The organism is Paractinoplanes abujensis, assembly GCF_014204895.1.
In the GTDB taxonomy this organism is placed as follows: domain Bacteria; phylum Actinomycetota; class Actinomycetes; order Mycobacteriales; family Micromonosporaceae; genus Actinoplanes; species Actinoplanes abujensis.
The window spans coordinates 2,072,410-2,090,961 of the sequence record NZ_JACHMF010000001.1; the positions used below are offsets into that span (position 1 = coordinate 2,072,410).

At 71.6% G+C, this 18,552-nt stretch carries 15 protein-coding genes and 2 riboswitches; of the genes, 13 read left to right on the plus strand and 2 right to left on the minus strand.

Annotated features, from left to right (window positions below; genetic code table 11):
- Nucleotides 1-38 precede the first annotated feature (38 nt).
- The 3 genes from BKA14_RS08955 to BKA14_RS08965 all read left to right on the plus strand — a co-directional run bounded on the left by BKA14_RS08955 (nucleotide 39) and on the right by BKA14_RS08965 (nucleotide 3,704).
- Complete coding sequence (locus BKA14_RS08955) at nucleotides 39-827, plus strand: carbohydrate ABC transporter permease (protein ID WP_260416457.1); 789 nt, start codon at nucleotides 39-41, stop codon at nucleotides 825-827.
- A gap of 38 nt (nucleotides 828-865) precedes the next feature.
- Complete coding sequence (locus BKA14_RS08960) at nucleotides 866-2,059, plus strand: glycosyl hydrolase (RefSeq protein ID WP_184950441.1); 1,194 nt, start codon at nucleotides 866-868, stop codon at nucleotides 2,057-2,059.
- Between the two features lie 56 nt (nucleotides 2,060-2,115).
- A riboswitch (glycine riboswitch) is annotated at nucleotides 2,116-2,206 on the plus strand.
- Nucleotides 2,207-2,209: 3 nt separating this feature from the next.
- Nucleotides 2,210-2,296, plus strand: a riboswitch (glycine riboswitch).
- An 82-nt stretch (nucleotides 2,297-2,378) separates the two neighbouring features.
- Entirely contained in the window at nucleotides 2,379-3,704 is a 1,326-nt protein-coding gene (locus BKA14_RS08965; protein WP_184950442.1) for an L-serine ammonia-lyase, read from the plus strand.
- Between the two features lie 45 nt (nucleotides 3,705-3,749).
- Here BKA14_RS08965 and BKA14_RS08970 read toward each other — a convergent pair whose 3' ends face one another.
- Nucleotides 3,750-4,679, minus strand: coding sequence for a tetratricopeptide repeat protein (locus BKA14_RS08970; RefSeq protein WP_184950443.1), 930 nt, complete (start codon nucleotides 4,677-4,679; stop codon nucleotides 3,750-3,752).
- A 317-nt stretch (nucleotides 4,680-4,996) separates the two neighbouring features.
- Between BKA14_RS08970 and BKA14_RS08975 the strand changes: the two genes are divergently transcribed.
- Nucleotides 4,997-6,901: a zinc metalloprotease gene (locus BKA14_RS08975; protein ID WP_184950444.1), complete on the plus strand. Its 1,905-nt coding sequence runs from the start codon at nucleotides 4,997-4,999 to the stop codon at nucleotides 6,899-6,901.
- A gap of 45 nt (nucleotides 6,902-6,946) precedes the next feature.
- Here BKA14_RS08975 and BKA14_RS08980 read toward each other — a convergent pair whose 3' ends face one another.
- Nucleotides 6,947-9,484, minus strand: a complete 2,538-nt coding sequence (locus BKA14_RS08980; RefSeq protein ID WP_184950445.1) for a tetratricopeptide repeat protein — start codon at nucleotides 9,482-9,484, stop codon at nucleotides 6,947-6,949.
- A gap of 431 nt (nucleotides 9,485-9,915) precedes the next feature.
- Between BKA14_RS08980 and BKA14_RS08985 the strand changes: the two genes are divergently transcribed.
- The 9 genes from BKA14_RS08985 (at nucleotide 9,916) to BKA14_RS09025 (ending at nucleotide 18,475) form a co-directional block, all read left to right on the plus strand.
- On the plus strand, nucleotides 9,916-10,194 hold the full coding sequence (locus tag BKA14_RS08985) for an MSMEG_0570 family nitrogen starvation response protein (RefSeq protein ID WP_184950446.1): 279 nt from the start codon (nucleotides 9,916-9,918) through the stop codon (nucleotides 10,192-10,194).
- Entirely contained in the window at nucleotides 10,191-11,495 is a 1,305-nt protein-coding gene (locus tag BKA14_RS08990) for an MSMEG_0569 family flavin-dependent oxidoreductase (RefSeq protein ID WP_184950447.1), read from the plus strand. The genes BKA14_RS08985 and BKA14_RS08990 overlap by 4 nt, the downstream gene beginning before the upstream one ends.
- Nucleotides 11,492-12,295, plus strand: coding sequence for an amidohydrolase family protein (locus tag BKA14_RS08995; protein WP_184950448.1), 804 nt, complete (start codon nucleotides 11,492-11,494; stop codon nucleotides 12,293-12,295). The genes BKA14_RS08990 and BKA14_RS08995 overlap by 4 nt, the downstream gene beginning before the upstream one ends.
- Before the next feature lie 25 nt (nucleotides 12,296-12,320).
- Nucleotides 12,321-12,833, plus strand: a complete 513-nt coding sequence (locus BKA14_RS09000) for an MSMEG_0572/Sll0783 family nitrogen starvation response protein (protein ID WP_184950449.1) — start codon at nucleotides 12,321-12,323, stop codon at nucleotides 12,831-12,833.
- 1 nt (nucleotide 12,834) lies between these two features.
- Nucleotides 12,835-13,887: an MSMEG_0568 family radical SAM protein gene (locus BKA14_RS09005; RefSeq protein WP_184950450.1), complete on the plus strand. Its 1,053-nt coding sequence runs from the start codon at nucleotides 12,835-12,837 to the stop codon at nucleotides 13,885-13,887.
- 562 nt (nucleotides 13,888-14,449) lie between these two features.
- The gene (locus BKA14_RS09010) at nucleotides 14,450-15,811 is read left to right on the plus strand and encodes an MSMEG_0567/sll0787 family protein (protein WP_184950451.1); all 1,362 of its coding nucleotides are present in this window, start codon (nucleotides 14,450-14,452) and stop codon (nucleotides 15,809-15,811) included.
- The gene (locus BKA14_RS09015; protein ID WP_184950452.1) at nucleotides 15,808-16,623 is read left to right on the plus strand and encodes a carbon-nitrogen hydrolase family protein; all 816 of its coding nucleotides are present in this window, start codon (nucleotides 15,808-15,810) and stop codon (nucleotides 16,621-16,623) included. The genes BKA14_RS09010 and BKA14_RS09015 overlap by 4 nt, the downstream gene beginning before the upstream one ends.
- On the plus strand, nucleotides 16,623-17,441 hold the full coding sequence (locus tag BKA14_RS09020; RefSeq protein ID WP_184950453.1) for a carbon-nitrogen hydrolase family protein: 819 nt from the start codon (nucleotides 16,623-16,625) through the stop codon (nucleotides 17,439-17,441). Before BKA14_RS09015 ends, BKA14_RS09020 begins: the two co-directional genes overlap by 1 nt.
- On the plus strand, nucleotides 17,438-18,475 hold the full coding sequence (locus tag BKA14_RS09025; protein WP_184950454.1) for an MSMEG_0565 family glycosyltransferase: 1,038 nt from the start codon (nucleotides 17,438-17,440) through the stop codon (nucleotides 18,473-18,475). The genes BKA14_RS09020 and BKA14_RS09025 overlap by 4 nt, the downstream gene beginning before the upstream one ends.
- The last annotated feature ends 77 nt before the right edge of the window (nucleotides 18,476-18,552 follow it).

The window sequence follows — 18,552 nt, forward strand, 5'->3', positions numbered from 1 at the left end:
CGACTCGGACGTTTCGAAATCCTCTGCCGCAGCTGGCGATGTTCTGCTGGGCTGTCGTCACCGCGTTGCCGTTGCTCTGGGCCGTCGTCAGCTCGTTCAAGTCCGACAACGAGATCCTCAACGAGCCGTGGTCGCCGCCGTCGGCGCTGCACTTCGAGAACTGGGCGCGGGCCTGGAACGAGGCCAGCATCGGGCGCTACTTCCTCAACAGCCTGATCGTCGTCGGGGGCGCGCTGATCCTGACGATGCTGCTCGGTTCGCTGGTGGCGTACGCGCTGGCCCGGTACGAGTTCCGCGGCAACCGGGTCATTTACTACGTGTTCGTGGCCGCGATGTTCTTCCCCGTGTTCCTGGCCCTGGTTCCGCTCTTCTTCGTCGTGCAGCAGCTGGGACTGCTCGGCACCTATCCCGGGCTGATCCTCGTCTACACGGCGTACGCGGTGCCTTTCACGGTCTTCTTCCTGCATTCCTTCTTCCGTACGCTGCCCGGCGAGATCGCCGAGGCCGCGTTCCTCGACGGCTGCTCGCACGGCGCGGTCTTCTTCCGCGTGATGCTGCCGCTGGCCCGCCCCGGCCTGTTCGCGGTCGGCATCTTCAATTTCCTCGGGCTCTGGAACCAGTATCTGCTGCCTCTGGTTCTCAATCCCGACCCGGACCGGTACGTCCTGGCGCAGGGTCTGGCCGCCCTGTCGGTCAGCCAGGGGTATCGCAGCGACTGGAGCGGTCTGTTCGCCGGCTTGACCATCGCCATGCTGCCGGTGCTGATCGCCTACGTCGCGTTCCAGCGCCACATCCGCGCCGGAATGACCGCCGGCGCGGTCAAGTAACACCCCCATCCCCATTCCTCTTTGGGAGGAGTCTGCTCGTGAAGATCGACAGACGTAAATTCGCGGCCGCTCTGGTCGCCGTTCTCGCGGGGGCGGGCGCCGTTGCCCTCTCCTCGGAACCGGCCTCCGCCGCCGACTGCGGCTACCTGTTCGACGACTTCCACTACAACTCATCGGCCGACCCCGCGCTGACCGCCAACGGGTGGACCCCGCGCAGCTATCAGGGCGGGCCGGGCGTGCCCGGCGCCAACTGGTCGCCCGACAACATCTCGTTCCCGACCAGCGGTGGCCAGAAAGTGCTGCAGCTGACCGCCTCCACCGACGGCACCGGCGCCGGCACCAACCACGCCGAGCTGTACTCGACCCAGAAGCGCTACCTGGAAGGCACCTACGCCAGCCGGGTGCGCTTCACCGACACCCCCGTCAGCGGCAACGACGGCGACCACATCAACCAGACGTTCTTCACCATCAGCCCGCTCAACGGGGACATGGACCCCACCTACAGCGAGCTCGACATCAGCGAATACCTGCCCAACGGCGGCTGGGGCGAGCAGGGGCCGATCAACTACCAGACGACCTGGTACACCTACCGGGCCGACCCCTGGTACGCCGACAACCTGCACTCCGAGCAGCGCAGCTCGCTGGACGGCTGGCACGACCTGGTGGCGCAGGTGGCCAACGGTCACGTCGTCTACTACATCGACGGCGTGCAGGTCGGCGATCACGGCGGCAAGTACTTCCCGCGCCAGACCATGACCATCAACTGGAACCTGTGGTTCATCGACACGGCGACCCACACGGGCGGCCTCTCGACCTACATCGAGCAGGTGGACTGGGTGCTGTTCGCCAAGAACCAGGTGCTCTCGCCCGCCCAGGTGACGTCGCAGACCTCGGGCTACCGGACGGCGGGCAGCCGGTTCGTCGACACGGTGGCCTCGACCGGCGGCTGCACCACCAACCCGCCGACCACGCCGCCGACGACCCCGCCCACCACACCGCCGACGTCACCGCCGACCACCCCGCCGCCCGGCACGGGCTGCGCCGACGCGCCGAACTGGGCGTTCAGCCAGGCCTACACCGGCGGCAACCTGGTCAAGCACGAGAAGAGCAAGTACGGCGACCCGAACGGCCCCAAGTCCGGTGAGGGCGTGCACCTGTGGCGTGCCCGCTACTGGACCCAAGGCTCCGAACCGGGCTGGACCCAGCAGTGGCAGGACCTCGGCCGCTGCTGACCGGCTAACCTGTGGGGAGGCGGGCCTGTCCCGCCTCCCCACAACTGCACATCGCTGTGGCCGCGGCGGGAGAGTCCCCGTTCCCGGGGCGCCGAAGGAGCAACTTCTCCCTCAGAATCTCTCAGGCACCCGTACCGCCGCGGCCGGCAACTCTGGAAAGCCGGGTGATGTCCGCCCGCGCCCAAGGTGCAAACCGCCATTTTCCTGGCGGTGAAGCTCTCAGGCCCGATGACAGAGCGAGGGAGGAGCCGTGCCGGCGTTCGCCCGCCGGTCGGCCCGACCGCTCGCCTGTCCGTTCGTCCTGATGAGGAGCTTCCCGATGGCCGTGTCCGTCTTCGACCTGTTCTCGATCGGCATCGGCCCGTCCAGTTCCCACACGGTTGGCCCGATGCGCGCCGCAGGCATGTTCGCCGGCCTGCTCGACAGCCGTGTCGCACTGGTGCGGGCCGAACTGTTCGGGTCGCTCGGCGCCACCGGTCACGGGCACGGCACTCCGAAGGCGGTTCTGCTCGGGCTCGAAGGCTCCGACCCCGAGACCGTCGACGTCACGACGGCCGACGCGCGGGCCGCGGCGATCCACGCGCAAGGCGGCTTCGACCTGGGCGGCCGTCGCGTCGGCGTCGACCTCGTGCTGCACCGGCGCCGCACCTTGCCCGGGCACCCCAACGGCATGACCTTCACCGGGTACGCCGCCGACGGCACGGAGCTGCTGCGCAAGACCTACTTCTCGGTGGGCGGCGGGTTCGTGCTCGACGAGACCGGCCTGGTGCGCGCCGACACCACCGCGCTGAAGCACCCGTTCGCGAGCGGCGCCGACCTGCTCGGGCTGACCTCGGCGACCGGGTTGTCGATCTCACGGCTGATGCTGGACAACGAGACCGCGTGGCGTTCCGCGGCCGAGACCCGTACGGGGCTCCTGGCGATCTGGCGGGTCATGCGCGAGTGCGTGACGGCCGGGCTCGAAGCCGAAGGTGTGCTCCCCGGCGGCCTCAAGGTGCGGCGGCGGGCCGCGGCCACAGCCCGGCAGCTGCGCGCGGCCGGAAACCCGGTCGAGCACGCGATGGAATGGCTGACCGTGTACGCGATGGCCGTGAACGAGGAGAACGCGGCCGGCGGCCGGGTCGTCACCGCGCCCACCAACGGCGCGGCCGGCATCATCCCCGCGGTCCTGCACTACTACGTCACCTTCGTGCCGGGCGCCGACGACGAGGGTGTGGTCCGGTTCCTGCTCGCCGCGGGCGCGATCGGCCTGCTGTTCAAGGAGAACGCCTCCATCTCGGGCGCCGAGGTGGGCTGCCAGGGCGAAGTCGGCAGCGCGTGCGCGATGGCCGCGGCCGGGCTGGCCGAGGTGCTGGGCGGCACACCCGAGCAGGTGGAGAACGCGGCCGAGATCGGCATGGAGCACAACCTGGGCCTGACCTGCGACCCGGTCGGCGGGCTGGTGCAGATCCCGTGCATCGAACGCAATGGCATGGCCGCGGTCAAGGCGGTCACGGCGGCCCGGATGGCCCTGCGCGGCGACGGCCGGCATCACGTCTCCCTCGACAAGGTCATCAAGACGATGAAGGAGACGGGCGCCGACATGAAGGTCAAATACAAGGAGACGGCGCGCGGCGGCCTGGCCGTCAACGTCATCGAATGCTGACCGGTTGTTGGTGACCGGGTCGGCCGCACCAGCGGCGGTGCGAGGTCAGGGTTGTTTCCGGCGGCGGTGGGCGGCCTTGGCGCGGGACGGGTCGGGGCGGGGCATGCCGCCCATGCGGAGCAGCACGCCACGGCGGGTCTCGGCGGCGACGCGGGTCTGCGGGTGGGTGGTGCCCAGGGTGCCGACCAGGCGGTGGACCGTGTCGTCGAGCAGCTTGCGGGCGGGCAGCAGGGCGCCCGCGGCGACCAGGGAACGGGCCAGCTCGTGGGCGCAGCGCAGGGTGTCGGGGTGGTCGGGACCGAGGGTCTCGCGCCAGCCGGTGTGCAGTTCGGTGGCTATCGTGCGGGCGGGACGGGCCTTCCCGCGGTGCAGCAGGCTGGCCACGAGGCTGCAGGCGGCGGCCCGCAGCACAGGGTCGGTGCTGTGCGCGGCGCCCGAGGCGATCAGGTGCGGGGCCAGGGCGGCCCAGCGGGGCCAGGTCGACGGCTCGGCCACCTGGTCGGGGACGGCCGCGGCGACCAGGATGCCCGCGTAGGCCCGGCACACCCCGGCCGCCTCGTCGCCCAGGTCGTCGCGGACCGCGGCGCGCACCGGTTCCGGCACCCGCAGACCCTGGTGGCCCCGGTGCATCAGGCCGGCCTCCACGAGCGCCGCCACCAGCCCGTTGAACTGCAGCGGAGCCACCCCGCCGAGCGGCCGCGGCAGGATCGGCAGCGATCTCGTGAAGACGTCGACCGGCACCGGGGCCGGGTGCAGCACGGCGCACAGGCACAGCAGCTGCGCGGCCGCCGGATGACGCTCGCCCAGCGTCTCGAGGGCGCCTTCGATGTCCCCGGGGTCGTGCCGATCGGGCCGCGGGGAAGACGCGACGGCGCCGGGCGCAGGGTCGGCGGCGGGCCGCGGGGAAGGGACGACGGCGGTGGATGGGGTGGTCGGTCCGGGCTCGGCGAGCGGGACAGAGTCGGGCGCCCCCATGACGGCAACCTCCTCGGCGGTGGGATGCGCGTACGCCTTACGACATGGGTTATAGCCGCCGCGCGGAGGTGGACGGCCCTGAGGGCGTACCCGAGGAAAGGGTGTATTTCCAGGTCAAGCGCGGTCCGGACAAGTTTGCGGCGGAGCTGGGGGCCGTTCCGGAACCTGGTCGCATCAATCGAACGAGTGACGACAGACGGGCCCGGCACCGTAGCGGCTTCGCCCGGTCCGGCGGTGTTGTCCACAATTGAACGGTATCGATGGAGTTTATCCACAGGGGACTTCCCATCGGCGGTCGCTGATGGTTTCGTGTGCGCATGAGACCGAGAGGCGCCTTCATCGCCCTGTTGGTCGCCGCTCTGGTCGGGGCCTCCGCAACCCCGGCCGGCGCGGCGGCTCCCGCGTACCGATATCAGTTCCTCACGCCCGGCGGTCAGCCCAAGCTCACCGAGACGGTGCCGGTCAACGTGGTCTTCGTCGGCTACGAGCCCGGCCGGGTCGGCAAGGCCGCCTTCACCGGCGAGCTGCCCGAGAAGTACGAGCCGGTGGTCCGTTCCCGTCTGACGTACGACGTGGTCGAGAAGCTCGGCATCACCTACAAATACGACTACAAGCTCAAGTACGCCGACAGTGCGTACGAGGACAAGTTCTTCAAGCAGCTGGGCCGGCTGGCCAAGCCCGCGCCGCTGACGCAGTATCAGACGTCCTACAACGAACAGGCCGGCGTCCTCGACATCACGGCCAACCACACGATCGACGCCCCCAGCGTGGAGAAGTACCTGGCGTTCCACCCGCCGTCGGGCATCGACACGCGGCGCAACACGGTCTACTTCATCAATTGGTACGGCCGGTCCGACTTCAAGTTCCACGTCTACACCAAGACGGGCGAGCCCGACCCCGACACCGGCTACGACTTCGGGGCCAACCGCGACAGCCGCAAGATGATCGCCTGGGGCGGCACGACCGCCGACGACGAGGAGACCGGTCTCGGCGCCACCCGTCGCGTGTGGTTCCACGACCTGTCGGCCGGCCCCGAGGCCAAGACCGCCAACTACGACGTGACCAACGCCGACGTCGACGGTGACGGTGAGGCCGACTACCGCATGCCCCCGATCTGGGAGTACGCGGCGGGCGGCAACCGGGCGCCGGCCGCGCTGGCCGGCGACCTCGGCAAGATCACCCGGTACGTGGCGCTGAACCTGCTGATGACGACCTCGCCGCTGTATCCGGTCGAGCTGCCGACGGCCGAGCCGCCGCGATCCATCAACATCGACAGCAACACGTACGAGGGCTGGCCGGGCGTCGACGCCTCCGCGCGCTACATCCAGCCCAAGCTGGTGGTCAAGGAGCTCAACGAGCTGCGCTGGCGCAACAAGCTCGACTTCGACAACCAGGACTTCGCGCTCGACGCCAAGAACAGGGCCTGCTACGACGGCTTCGAGTCCGGCGAGAGCTGCTACCCCGAGAGCGGCCTGCCGTCGGACGCCAACCTGTTCCTCTACAACCGGGAGAACCTGGCCCGCACGAAGGACGACGGCGGCAAGGTCGACTACGAGCTGCCCGTCTTCAACTACGTGCTGCCGCCCGACGTCGACCCGTCGCTGCTCGGGTTCGCCGACGACGACTGGGCCACCGGCGACCAGTCGTACGTGTTCAACTTCCTGTCGCAGAGCATCGTGGACAGCGGCTACGGCCTGACCACCACGACGATCCACGAGGTGGGCCACCACCTGGGCATGTCGCACCCGCACGACGGCTACGACAGCGAGACGGGCGTCGACTACGGCCCGAGCGGCTCGACGTTCTTCGCCTGGGCGGGCGACGAGAGCAACTCGATGATGAGCTACATCGACGTCAACTGGGACTTCTCGCAGTTCGACCGGGACAACAGCGACCGCTTCCTGACCGCCGCGTACTGGGAGGCCGCGAACCGGCTGGCCGCGACGATCCCGAACGGCAAGGCCCGCGGTGACCTGGCCGCCGCCGACGCGCTGCTGGGGCTGGCCAAGGCGGCCTTCGCCCAGCACGAGTACCGGGCGGCGTACGCGCTGGCCGACACGGCGTACGGCAAGGTCGTCGCCGGCGCCCGGAAGGCGGGCGTCGACCCGTCCTCGGCCGCGAAGGCGATGGCCGCGGAGGCCTCCGCCGAGCGTAAGAAGGCCGACTTGACGAGCCCGCACGAGTTCATCGACACCCTCGACGGGCCGCGCTCGCAGCCGTGACGAGGACCGGGCCGGGCCGTCCCCCGAGGGGCGGCCCGGCCCGGGTCAGGACAGCGACGCCAGGTGCGAGCGGACCTCGGCCACCTCCGGGGCCACGCCGAGCCCGACGTAGAGATCGAGGGCGCGCTGCAGATGGACGCGGGCCCGGCCGGGCTCGGTCACGGCCTGCCCGATGCCGTGCTCGGCGCGGGCCTGCTGGTGGGGGTTCCCGCTCGTGACGGCCAGGCGCAGCGCGGCCGTGTGCCGCTCCAGCGCCTCGGCGTCGCGCCCGGCGGCGTGCAGCGCCTCGCCCAGGCCGTTGAGCGCGACCGCCTCGTACAGGTCGTTGCGCTCGTCCCGGAAGATCGCCAGTGCCTCCTCGTGGCAGGCGAGCGCCTGGTCGAACTCCGCGAGCCGGGTGTGCAGCAGGCCCAGGCTGTCGAGCACGCCGGCCGAGCCGGACAGGTTGCCGATCTGCCGGAACACGTCGAGCGCCTCCCGCAGGTACCCACCGGCGGCCGCGAAGTCGCCGGCGTGCACCCCCAACTCGCCCAGTCCGCTCAGGGCGTAGCCCCGTCCCCACGAGTCGCCGGTCTCCACCGCCAGATCCAGCGCCTGCTGGTAGTAGGTGGTCGCCTCGGCGTAACGCCCGGCCCGTTCCATCGCCGAGCCCAGACCAGCCAGGTCACCCACCTCGCCGATCCGGTTGCCGGAGGCCCGGTCGAGGGCGAGCGACTGCAGCTTGAAATCGATCGACGTCTGATAGTCGCCCTTCTTCTCGGCGAGCCGGCCCAGGTTGTACAGCGCCGTCGCCTGACCGTCGGAGTCACCCAGCCGGCGGAACAGCTCGAGCGCCTCGCGCACGTGCGCGTCGGCCGGGCCAGGCAGGCCGAGCTGCGCCTCCAGGTCGCCCAGCCCGGTCAGCGCGAACGCCAGACCCTCGAGATCATCGCTGTCGCGGGCCGCCCGGACGGCGTGACCGTAGACGTGCAGTGCGTCCCCTTGATGGCCGCTGTGCAGGTAGCGGGCGAGGGTGCGCACCAGCAGAGTGGTGTGGCCGGGCCAGCCCTCGGTCGCGGTGTGCGCGGCCACGGCGATCAGCGTCGGCCGTTCGGCGTCCAGCCAGGCCACCGCGGCCCCGGGGTCGGCCAGGGCGGGCAGCGGCGACGTGATCTGCGGGATGCGGGCGCGCAGCTGTGCGAACTCCACCGGGTGCAGACTGTCCATGGCGGCCGCGGCCGCGTTCAGGCAGTAGTCGAAGAACCGGGTCAGCGCGGCGTGCCGGTCGGAGCGGCGGTCCTCGTCGTGGGCCCGGGCCACGGCGAAGGCCCGGACGAGGTCGTGCAGGGTGTAGCGGCCGGGGCTGGGCTCCTGGAGCAGGTGGTCGGTGCGCAACGCGACCAGCCGGTCCCGGGTCTCGGCCAGGTCGTCGCCGGTCAGCGCGGCCACCGCGTACGGGTCGACGTCCTGACCCGGGTGCAGGGCGACCATCCGCAGCACCCGGCGCTGCCCGGCGGGCAGATTCCGGTACGACACGTCGAGCGCAAGCTCCACCCCCGAGTCGAGCCGGCGTTCGCGGTGCCGCTCGTCCAACCGGTCGGCGTGGTCGGTCAGGCTCCAGCCGGGCGTGTTGCGGATGTGCCCAGCGATCAGGCTCAACGCCAGGGGCAGATGACCGCAGGCGCGGGCGATCAGCGTCAGGGCCAGCGGCTCGGGGCCGACCGGCACGTCCGGGAGCGTCCGAGCCAGAAAATCGACCGACTCCTCGGGGGTGAACACGTCGACGGCCACAGTCGTCACGGACGGCAGATCGCCCAGGTGCCGCCGGCTGGTGATCAGGGTGACGCCGCCGGGCGCCTCCGGCAGCAGAGGGCGGACCTGCTCGGCGCTCGCGGCGTTGTCCAGCACGACCAGCGCCCGTACGCGGGAAAGCTCCTGCCGGTAGGCCGCGGTCAGCGCCGGCAGGCCGTGCGGGATCCGGTGCGCGGGCACCCCGAGCACGCGCAGGAACCCGTCGAGCACCGCGGCCGGATCGACCGGGGGCTGCGCCGGGTCGGGGTGGAAACCGCGCAGATTCACGAACAGGACGTGCTCGAACCGATCACGTTCGAGCAGCCGGTGCGCGGCGTGCACCGCCAGCTGGGTCTTGCCGACGCCGGCCATCCCCTCGATCGCCGAGATCAGGAACGCGCCGCCGCCGCTCAGCGTGGCCAGCTCCGCGGCCCGCCCGGTGAAGCCGGTCGTGTCCGGCGGCAGGCCCGCCAGCACCCGCACCTGCGCGACCGCCTCGAGCTCACCCGCCACCACGCGCAGGGCCTGCCGCCACTGGCCGACGTAGCCGTCCTCGGGGTGCAGCGCCCGCACGACCGCGAGCACCAGGTCGTTGTTGAGGCGTCGCCGCCCGGTCGTGAAGGCGTTGGCCACGGTGGAACGACGGGTCAGGTCGGCGGCCGGACGACCCTCGGCCGTCCACGCGGCGTTCACCCTCTCCTTGAGCGTCTCGTACGAGGGGTCGCCCGCCCACACCTTGAGCCGGCGCAGACACTCGACGAGCTCGTCGATCGACCCGGCGCCGGCCGGGTCGGGCAGCTGCGTCAACGGCATGGCCGGCTCCCGTGATCGTGGACAGAAGAGCAGAGGCTAGGACGTACGGGCTCCGCCGTCCAAAATCGTCCAGAGTTCGGTCGTCCGGCCGGTCCGGCCCGCACAATCGTCTCCGTGGCGTCACCGGTCACGGGGGTCAGGGGGTCGTCGCGGCGCCCTGGCAGGCCGGTCGAACCCGGGCTCCGGTCCCGCGCCGCCTGCCCCAGTCGCGGCGCGGGACCGGTCATCGTGCCCGCGCAGTCGCCTGCCCCGATCACGGCGCGGGACTGCTCGTCTTTCCGTGGTAACAGGCCGGACATGTGCCGCCGAAGTGAGGACCATCTAACGGCTGCTTGTTCCGGATGAAACCTCGGCGAAACCCTCCGTTCCTTGACTGAGACCCGTCACCAGCCGCTCTACCTGGGCGGACGGGCCGGATCAGGGGTAACGCCATGCCGGAACGGTACGTGTTGGTGCGCTGGCCGGACGGCGTGGCGCAACGGATCTACTCACCCTCGACAGTGGTCGAGGACTTCTTCTCGGCGGGGCAGCGGATGCCGGTCGCCGACTTCGTCGCCACCAGCCGGCAGGCCCTGACCGAGGCCAGCGAGCGCGTGCGGCAGACGTACGGGTTCCCCTGCGGCAACGCCGCCCGCAGCCTGGCCCTCGTCGAGTCCCGCGCCGCGGCCCAGCCGTCCGGTGACGTCCTGGTCGAAGGGATCGAGTCGTGACTCCGGCCGGACGGCACACCGGGGTGGCCGTGATCGGCGGCGGGCAGGCCGGGCTCAGCATCAGCTGGTATCTGCGCCGGCGCGGCACCGACCACGTGGTGCTCGAACGGGACCGGGTCGGCCACGAGTGGCGCGACCGCCGGTGGGACTCGTTCTGCCTGGTCACGCCGAACTGGCAGTGCCGCCTGCCCGGCTACGAGTACAGCGGGGACGACCCCGACGGGTTCATGACCGGCTCCGAGGTGGTCACGTTCCTCGAGAAGTACGCGGCCGGTTTCGACCCGCCGCTGCACCAGGGGGTGGAGGTGACCCGGCTCCGGCGTACGGGAAACGTCTTCGAGTTGCGCACGAGCGACGGGACGCTGACCGCGGACCAGGTGGTGATCGCGACCGGGGGTTATCACCGGCCGGCGATGCCGCGGCTGGCCGAGAAACTGCCGGCGCGGGTGACGCAGGTGCACTCGTCGCAGTACCGCCGCGCGGACCAGCTGCCGGCCGGTGACGTGCTGGTGGTCGGGACGGGGCAGTCGGGCTGCCAGATCGCCGAGGACCTGCATCTGGCCGGGCGGCAGGTGCATCTCGCGGTGGGCAGCGCGCCGCGGGCGGCCCGGCGTTACCGGGGGCGGGACACGCTCGCGTGGCTGTCCGAGATGGGGCACTACGACAGGAGCGTGCACGAATTCGGTGACGCCGACGAGGTGCGGCTGCGCGCGAACCACTACATGACCGGGCGGGACGGGGGCCGCGACATCGACCTGCGGCGGTTCGCCCGTGAGGGCATGCAGCTTCATGGCCGGTTGCTGAGCGTCGACGGCGACACGATCACGTTCGCGCAGGACCTGGCGCGCAACCTCGACCACGCCGACGCGGTGGCCGAAGGGATCAAGGACGCGATCGACGCCTACATCGCCCGGGCCGGGATCGTGGCGCCTGCGGAGAGCCGATACGAGCCGGTGTGGACGCCCGGCGTGCCGGTCCCGGAGCTGCCGCTGTCCCGCATCGGCTCGGTCGTGTGGGCCACCGGGTTCCACCGCGATCACCGTTGGGTAGAGGTGCCGGTCTTCGACGGCCGTGGCTATCCGACGCACGACCGCGGCGTGACCAGCTGCCCGGGGCTGTACTTCCTCGGGCTGCCGTGGCAGCACACGTGGGGCTCGGGCCGGTTCGCCGGGGTGGCCCGGGACGCCGAGCACCTGTGCACGCAGATCACCCGGGCCCGGCAGCGGCAGGTCGCCGAGGGCGTCAGCTGGCTGGCCGGCACACCCACCGAGACCTACCCGGACCTGGAGTGGGCGGCATGATCTTCGACGCCCACCGGCACCTCGGCGTGCTGCCGGCCTATCCGTTCTACGGCGGGCCGCCGGTCAAACCGGACGTGACCGCACGCTCCACGATCGCCGGTCTGATCGCCGACCTCGACCGGGAGGGAACCGCACGGGCCCTGATCCTGCCCAACTACGGGGTGCCCGACCCGGACGTGGCGTTCGGCTTCAACGACCTCGTGGTCGAGGCCACCCAGCGCGACGACCGGTTGCGCTGCGGGTTGTGGGTGAGCGCGCTGGAGAGCGACCGCGCCCGCACGGCGCAGGCCCTGAAGCTGGCCGGCGAACCCGGCGTACGCGCCCTGAAGATCAGTTTCCTGCTCGGCGGGAGCATCGACGACCCCGGGCTGACGCCCATCTTCGCCGCGGCCCGCGAGCACAACCTGGTCGTGCATGTGCACACCTCGCCCGGCGCGGCGTCCGACATCGACAAGGTCGGGCAGCTGGTCGACCGGTACGGCGACGACGTGCGCATCCACCTCGTCCACTTCGGCGGCGGGATGAGCGGACACATCAAGCTCGTCAGCGGCCGCTTCTTCGACTGGATCGCCGCGGGCAAACAGGTCTACACCGACCTGTCGTGGGCGATCGGCTTCGCCCCGCGCTGGCTGGCCGACGAGATCGACCGGCGCGGGATCGGCCACGACCGGGTGCTGTTCGCCAGCGACGAGCCGTGGGGGGACCACGCCGGCGAACTGGCCCGCCTGCGGGCCGCGGCGGCCGGGCGCGAACTGAGCGAAGCCGTCTTCCGGACCACCTTCTCCAAGCTCTACGACTGAGTTCGTCCACCAGAAGGAGATCACCATGACCGACCTGACCGACCTCGAGCAGAAGAGCCTCAACGAGATCCCGCACCCGGCGCTGGCCGAGGGGTCGAGCATCTACGGCGGCACCAAGGTGTTCCCCGACTACAAGGCCGAGGAGGGGCAGAGCTACTTCACGCTCGTGCACGGCATCGCGCACGAATCGTCGGTCAGCTTCGTGGCCGTGCTGCAGGCCACCCGGGCGCTGCGCAAGGGTTTCGAGGCGGCCATCTACTTCTACGGCCCCGGCTCCCTCAACTGCCTGGCCACGCGGGGCTTCCCGACCACCGGCACCAGCGCGTTCCCGGGCGAGCACAACATCAACAACTCGCTCAAGACGTTCATGGCCGAGGGCGGCAAGGTCTACTGCTGCCGGTTCGGGCTGTCGCTGCACGGCGCGCGCGAGGAAGACCTGATCGAAGGGGTCATCCCCACACACCCGCTCGACGTGCAGGACGCGCTCATCCACTACGCGCGCAAGGGCGCGATCATCAACTCGACGTACCAGCTCTGACATGTCGATCGACGTGCGAGCCGACCTCGCTGTGCGCGGCGTGCGGGTGCCCACACCCGTGCGCCGCCCGGCGGGCGCCGGTCCCAGCGACGACGGCCACCTGGTGATCGACGGAGGCAACGCCGCCCTGCCGATCAACCCGCAGAGTCCCTATTCCGTACGGGACGACAAGGTGTGGCTCGGCGAGTCGGACACGGGGTTGTCGCTGTCGGTGGTGCGACGGCCGCGGTTCTACGACCTGACGACCGCCGACGGCGTCCCGTACGAGAAGATCGCGCGTCTGCACGGCAAAGATGTCCTCGCCACTACAGTCGTGCAGACCTGTATCCGGTACGACGAGGATCAGCGCTGCCGGTTCTGCACGATCGAGGAGTCGCTGCGGGCCGGGGCGACCGTGGCCGCCAAGACGCCCGCACAACTGGCCGAGGTCGCGGCGGCGGCGGTCTCGCTCGACGGCGTGCGGCAGATGGTCATGACGACCGGGACGACAGCCGGGCCTGATCGGGGTGCGCGCAACCTTGTGCGTTCGGTGCGCGCAGTGCTCGATCGGGTGCCCGGGCTGCCCATTCAGGTGCAGATCGAGCCGCCGGGGGACCTGAGCGTCATCAGCGACCTGCGGTCGGCGGGCGCGGTGTCGATCGGCATCCACGCCGAGGCGCTGGACGACGAGATCCGGCTGAAGTGGATGCCGGGCAAGGGCTCGGTGCCGATGGCGGAGTACGAGGCGGCGTGGGACCACGCGGTGTCGGTGTTCGGCCGCAACCAGGTGTCGACGTATCTGCTGATCGGTCTGGGCGAGGACCCCGACGACCTGGTCGACGGGTGTCGCAAGCTGATCGATCGTGGCGTGTATCCGTTCGTGGTGCCGTTCCGGCCGATGGCGGGCACGCTCGCGCGCCGCGAAGGCGTTCCGGGGCCTGCGCCGTCGCTGGTGCGCGACGTCTCGGCGCGGGTCGCGGCCCTGCTGCGCGAGGCCGGAATGCTCGGCGCCGACCAGTCCGCGGGCTGCGCCGCCTGCGGCGCGTGCGGCATCCTCCAGGCGGCCGGCGGATGACCACCAACGCGCACCCTGGCGAGCTTGCTCGGCCGATCGCTGTTGCGCGCCCGATCGCTGTTCCCCGGCCGAGTGTTGTTGCGCGGCCGTTCGCTGTTGCGCGGCCGTTCGCTGTTGCGCGGCCGATCGTTGTTGCGCGGCTGTTCGCTGTTGCGTGGTCGAGTGTTGTTGCGCGGCTGTTCGCTGTTGCGTGGTCGAGTGTTGTTGCGCGGCCGTTCGCTGTTGCGCGGCCGAGTGTTGTTGTCCGCCTGAGCGTTGTTGCCCGGCTGATCGTGCTCGTTTGGCCGACCGTGCTCGTTTGCCTGATCGCTCGCGGTGCGCCGATTGCTCGCGGTGGGCTGTTCGCTCGCGGTGGGCTGTTCGCTCGCGGTGCGCCGATTGCTCGCGGTGGACTGTTCGCTCGCGGTGGGCTGATTGGTCGCGGTGGGCTGATTGGTCGCGGTGCGCTGATTGCTCGCGGTGGGCTGTTCGCTCGCGGTGGGCTGACTGCTCGCGGTGCGCCGATTGCTCGAAGGTGCTCATTGGTGCGCGAGCGGGTGGGTCCGACGGGTGGGGGTGGCGCATGACGGATCTGGTGCCGGCGTTGCTCGGGGCGCCGCGTTTTCTGATCGAACCTGCGCGTACGCGCATCGACTACCACCGGCTGCGGCGGCGAGTGTTCGTTGATGAGCAGGCGTTGTTCGCAGTGAGCGATGTGGACGACCGGGATGCCGATCCGCGCACGATCGTGCTCGAAGCGCGCGACCCGGACGGGCAGTTGCTCGGTGGCGTGCGGCTCGGGCCGGCGACGGACGGGCCGGACATCGGCTGGTGGCAGGGCGGGCGCCTGGTCGTCGACCCGGGTGTGCGCGGGGCGCAGCGGATCGGGCCCGCGCTCGTCCGGGCCGCCTGTGCGGCCGCCGAACAGGCGGGAGCCCTGCGCTTCGACGCGACAGTGCAAACCCGGTACAAGCGCATGTTCGAGCGGCTCGGCTGGGACGCCGTCCGGCCGGTGACCGTCGCGGGGCGGCCGCACCACCTGATGCGCTGGCCGATCGGGCGGATCGCGGCGCTGGCCGCGGCGACCAAGAACCCGCTGGGCGGCCTGCTGGACGGGCTCAACCCCGGCGGGGCCGGCTTCGTCGGGGACGACGGGGCACCCGTACCGGGAACCGATCTCATCGCCGCCTGCGACGCGATCCTGCCGTCGATGGTCGAACGCGACCCGCGCTGGGCGGGCTGGTGCGCGGTGCTGGTCAACGTGAACGACCTGGCCGCCATGGGGGCCGCACCGGTGGGACTGCTCAACGCGGTCGGGGCCCGGGACGCGACGGCGGCCGCCGCGGTGCTGGCGGGGCTGCGGGCGGGCGCCGAAGCGTACGGGATCCCGGTTCTCGGAGGACACACGCAGCTCGGGGTCCCGGCCGCGCTCTCGGCGACCGCTCTGGGGCGGGCCGCGCACCCGGTGCCGGGCGGGGGCGGCCGTTCGGGCCATCGCATCCGGCTGACGGCCGACGTGGGCGGCGGCTGGCGGCCCGGCTATCAGGGTCGGCAGTGGGACTCCACCTCGTGGCGCACCCCGGACGACCTGCGGCAGATGCAGGGCTTCGTGGCGGCGGCGCGGCCCGCGGCGGCCAAGGACGTATCGATGGCGGGGATCGCCGGGACGCTGGGCATGCTCGCCGAGGCCGGCGGCTGCGGGGCCGTGCTGGACGTGGCGTCGGTGCCCCGCCCCGCGGCGGCCACCATGGGCGACTGGCTCACGTGCTTCCCCGGGTTCGCCATGCTCACAGCGGGCCCGCAGCACTCGGCGCCGGCCGGACCGGCCGTCACCGCGGAGTGCGGCGAACTGGTGGCCGGGAGCGGAGTCGTCCTGCGCTGGCCGGACGGCGACACCACCACCGCCATCACGGGCGGGGTGACAGGAATGGGGGCAGTGGCATGATCAAGGTGGCTGCGGTCGCGGAGGCTTTCGACCGCGATCTCGACGAGGACTTCGCCCGCATCGAGAAGTTGATCGCGGCCGCGCGCGCGGAGGGCGTACGGCTGCTGGCCCTGCCCGAGGCCTGCCTGGGCGGTTATCTGGCCGACCTCGACGGCCACGCCGAACTGCCCCCGGCCCTGGCGCTGGACGGTCCCGAGATCGCCCGGCTGATCGAACTGGCCGACGACATGGTGGTCTGCGCCGGCTACTGCGAGGACGGCGGCGACGGCACCCGCTACAACAGCGTGGTCTGCGTCGGCGACGGGCGCGTGCTCGGCAACCACCGCAAGGTGCACCAGCCGCTGCGCGAGAACGCCAGCTACGCGTCGGGGGAGTCGTTCGCGGCGTTCGACACACCGGTCGGGCGGGTCGGGCTGATGATCTGCTACGACAAGGCGTTCCCGGAGTCGGCGCGCACGCTCGCCCTGGACGGCGCCGAGATCGTCGTCTGCGTGTCGGCGTGGCCGGGCTCGCGCACGAACGCGCCCGACGACCTGGCCGAGGACCGCTGGACGCGCCGGTTCGACCTGTTCGACCGGGCCCGCGCGCTGGAGAACCAGGTCGTGTGGCTGTCGGCGAACCAGGCCGGCACGTTCGGGTCGCTGCGGTTCGTGTGCAGCGCCAAGATCGTCGACCCGGGCGGGGACGTGCTGGCCACCACCGGCTGCGCGCCCGGCATGGCCGTGGCCGCCGTGGACGTCGAGGGATCCCTGGCCGCCGCGCGCCGCTACATGGGTCACCTGCGCGATCGCCGACCGGCCGCCTACCTCTGATGGCGCGGATCGCGGCCGTCGCGGCGCACTTCGGGCGCGACCTCGACCACGACCTGGGGCGGATCGGCAAACTGATCGGCGACGCCCGTACGGCCGGGGCCGGGCTGCTCGTGCTGCCCGACGCGGCCCTCGGCGGCTACCTGGCCGACCTGCGCCACCCCGACCCGGCCGCGTTCCCGCCCGCGCTCAAACCGGACGACCCGGTCTTCGAGCGGATCACGGCGGAGGCCCGCGACATGGTGGTCTGCGTCGGTTTCTGCGAGGCCGACGGCGACGACCGCTACAACGCGGCGGTCTGCCTGACCGGCGACGGTGTGCTCGGCCGGCACCGCAAGGTCCACCTGCCCGCGGCCGAGGGCATCGCGTACCGGGCCGGCGACACGTTCGCGGCGTTCGACACGCCCGTGGGCCGGATCGGCATGCTGATCGACTACGACAAGACGTTCCCCGAGTCGGCCCGCACCCTGGCCCGTGACGGCGCGCAGATCGTGGCCTGCCTGTCGGCCTGGCCCGCCAGCATCACCAACGCCGCGCCGAAAATGTCGCAGGACCGCCAGTCCCGGCTCTTCGACCTGTACGACTGTGCCCGCGCGGCCGAGAACCAGGTCGTCGTCGTGTCGTCCAACCAGACCGGCGCGGCCGGCGGCATGCGCTTCCTGGGCCAGGCCAAAGTGGTCGGCCCGGCCGGCAACATCCTGGCCCGGACGTGGGCCAAAGCCGGGCTGGCGGTCGCCGACCTGGATGTCGAGCGGGAGATCGCGGCCGCCCGCCGCGTGCTCAGCCACCTGGACGAACTGCGCCCCGAGGTGTACCGATGAGGATCGCGCTGCTGACCTACTCGACCCGGCCGCGCGGCGGGGTCGTGCACACGCTGGCCCTGGCCGAGGCCCTGGCCGCGCTCGGCCACGACGTCACCGTGTGGACCCTGGGCCGCGGCGGTGGCTTCTTCCGCCCCGTCGACCCGCGCGTGCGCCTCGCCGTGGTCCCGTTCCCCGACGTCGGCGGGGAGCCGGTGGGTCCGCGCATCCTGCGGTCGATCGCCCTGCTCCGAGAGGCTTTCGACCCTTCCCGGTACGACGTGGTGCACGCCCAGGACTGCATCAGCGCCAACGCCGTGGACCGTTGCGTGCGCACCGTGCACCACCTCGACCAGTTCACGACACCGGAACTGGTCGCCTGCCACGAACGCGCGCTGACCCGCCCGTACGCGCATATCTGTGTCTCCTCGGCCGTGGCCGCGGAACTTCAGGACGGCTGGGGCCTGACCGCCACCGTGATCCCCAACGGCGTCGACCACGAACGCTTCGCCACGGCCGCCCCGCTGCTGACCGCCGGCCCGTACGTCCTGTCGGTCGGCGGCATCGAACCGCGCAAGGGTTCCCTGGACCTGCTGCGCTCGTACGCGTTGATGGACACGCCCGTACGTCTGGTCGTCGCGGGCGGCGAAACCCTGTTCGACTACCGCGACTACCGCGCCGAATGGGACCGGCTGGCCGCCACCCTGCAGGTCACCCCGGAAGTGCTGGGCCCGGTCGCCCACGCCGGCCTCCCGTCCCTGATGGCGGGCGCCGCCGCGTTCGCGTTCCCGTCCACGAAGGAAGGCTTCGGCCTGGCCGCCATGGAGGCCCTGGCCGCCGGCGTCCCCGTGGTGACCCGCGACCTGCCCGTCCTCCGCGAGGTTTTCGGCGACACCGTCCTCTACGGAACCGACCCGCCCTCGCTGGCCGCGGCCCTGACCCGGGCGGTCAAGGAGCCGGACCCGGCCCGGCAGGCCGCCGGCCGCGCCTTGGCGGCCGCCCACACGTGGGAAGCAGCCGCCCGCCGCCACGTCACGTTCTACGAATCCCTCTGAGCCGGAACGGCTGGGCCGTCTCGGCAGCCATCTCGGCCGGTAGGACGGTGGGACGGCCTGCGATACGGCCGTGTAAT

Excerpts from the sequence above, each read along its gene's own strand:
- BKA14_RS08985 (WP_184950446.1), top strand. The coding sequence starts at position 9,916 with ATGCCGGAACGGTACGTGTTGGTGCGCTGGCCGGACGGCGTGGCGCAA.
- BKA14_RS09025 (WP_184950454.1), top strand. The coding sequence starts at position 17,438 with ATGAGGATCGCGCTGCTGACCTACTCGACCCGGCCGCGCGGCGGGGTC.
- BKA14_RS08975 (WP_184950444.1), top strand. The coding sequence starts at position 4,997 with ATGAGACCGAGAGGCGCCTTCATCGCCCTGTTGGTCGCCGCTCTGGTC.
- BKA14_RS09010 (WP_184950451.1), top strand. The coding sequence starts at position 14,450 with ATGACGGATCTGGTGCCGGCGTTGCTCGGGGCGCCGCGTTTTCTGATC.
- BKA14_RS08970 (WP_184950443.1), bottom strand. The coding sequence starts at position 4,679 with ATGGGGGCGCCCGACTCTGTCCCGCTCGCCGAGCCCGGACCGACCACC.
- BKA14_RS09005 (WP_184950450.1), top strand. The coding sequence starts at position 12,835 with ATGTCGATCGACGTGCGAGCCGACCTCGCTGTGCGCGGCGTGCGGGTG.
- BKA14_RS08980 (WP_184950445.1), bottom strand. The coding sequence starts at position 9,484 with ATGCCGTTGACGCAGCTGCCCGACCCGGCCGGCGCCGGGTCGATCGAC.
- BKA14_RS09015 (WP_184950452.1), top strand. The coding sequence starts at position 15,808 with ATGATCAAGGTGGCTGCGGTCGCGGAGGCTTTCGACCGCGATCTCGAC.
- BKA14_RS08955 (WP_260416457.1), top strand. The coding sequence starts at position 39 with ATGTTCTGCTGGGCTGTCGTCACCGCGTTGCCGTTGCTCTGGGCCGTC.
- BKA14_RS08995 (WP_184950448.1), top strand. The coding sequence starts at position 11,492 with ATGATCTTCGACGCCCACCGGCACCTCGGCGTGCTGCCGGCCTATCCG.
- BKA14_RS09000 (WP_184950449.1), top strand. The coding sequence starts at position 12,321 with ATGACCGACCTGACCGACCTCGAGCAGAAGAGCCTCAACGAGATCCCG.
- BKA14_RS09020 (WP_184950453.1), top strand. The coding sequence starts at position 16,623 with ATGGCGCGGATCGCGGCCGTCGCGGCGCACTTCGGGCGCGACCTCGAC.
- BKA14_RS08965 (WP_184950442.1), top strand. The coding sequence starts at position 2,379 with ATGGCCGTGTCCGTCTTCGACCTGTTCTCGATCGGCATCGGCCCGTCC.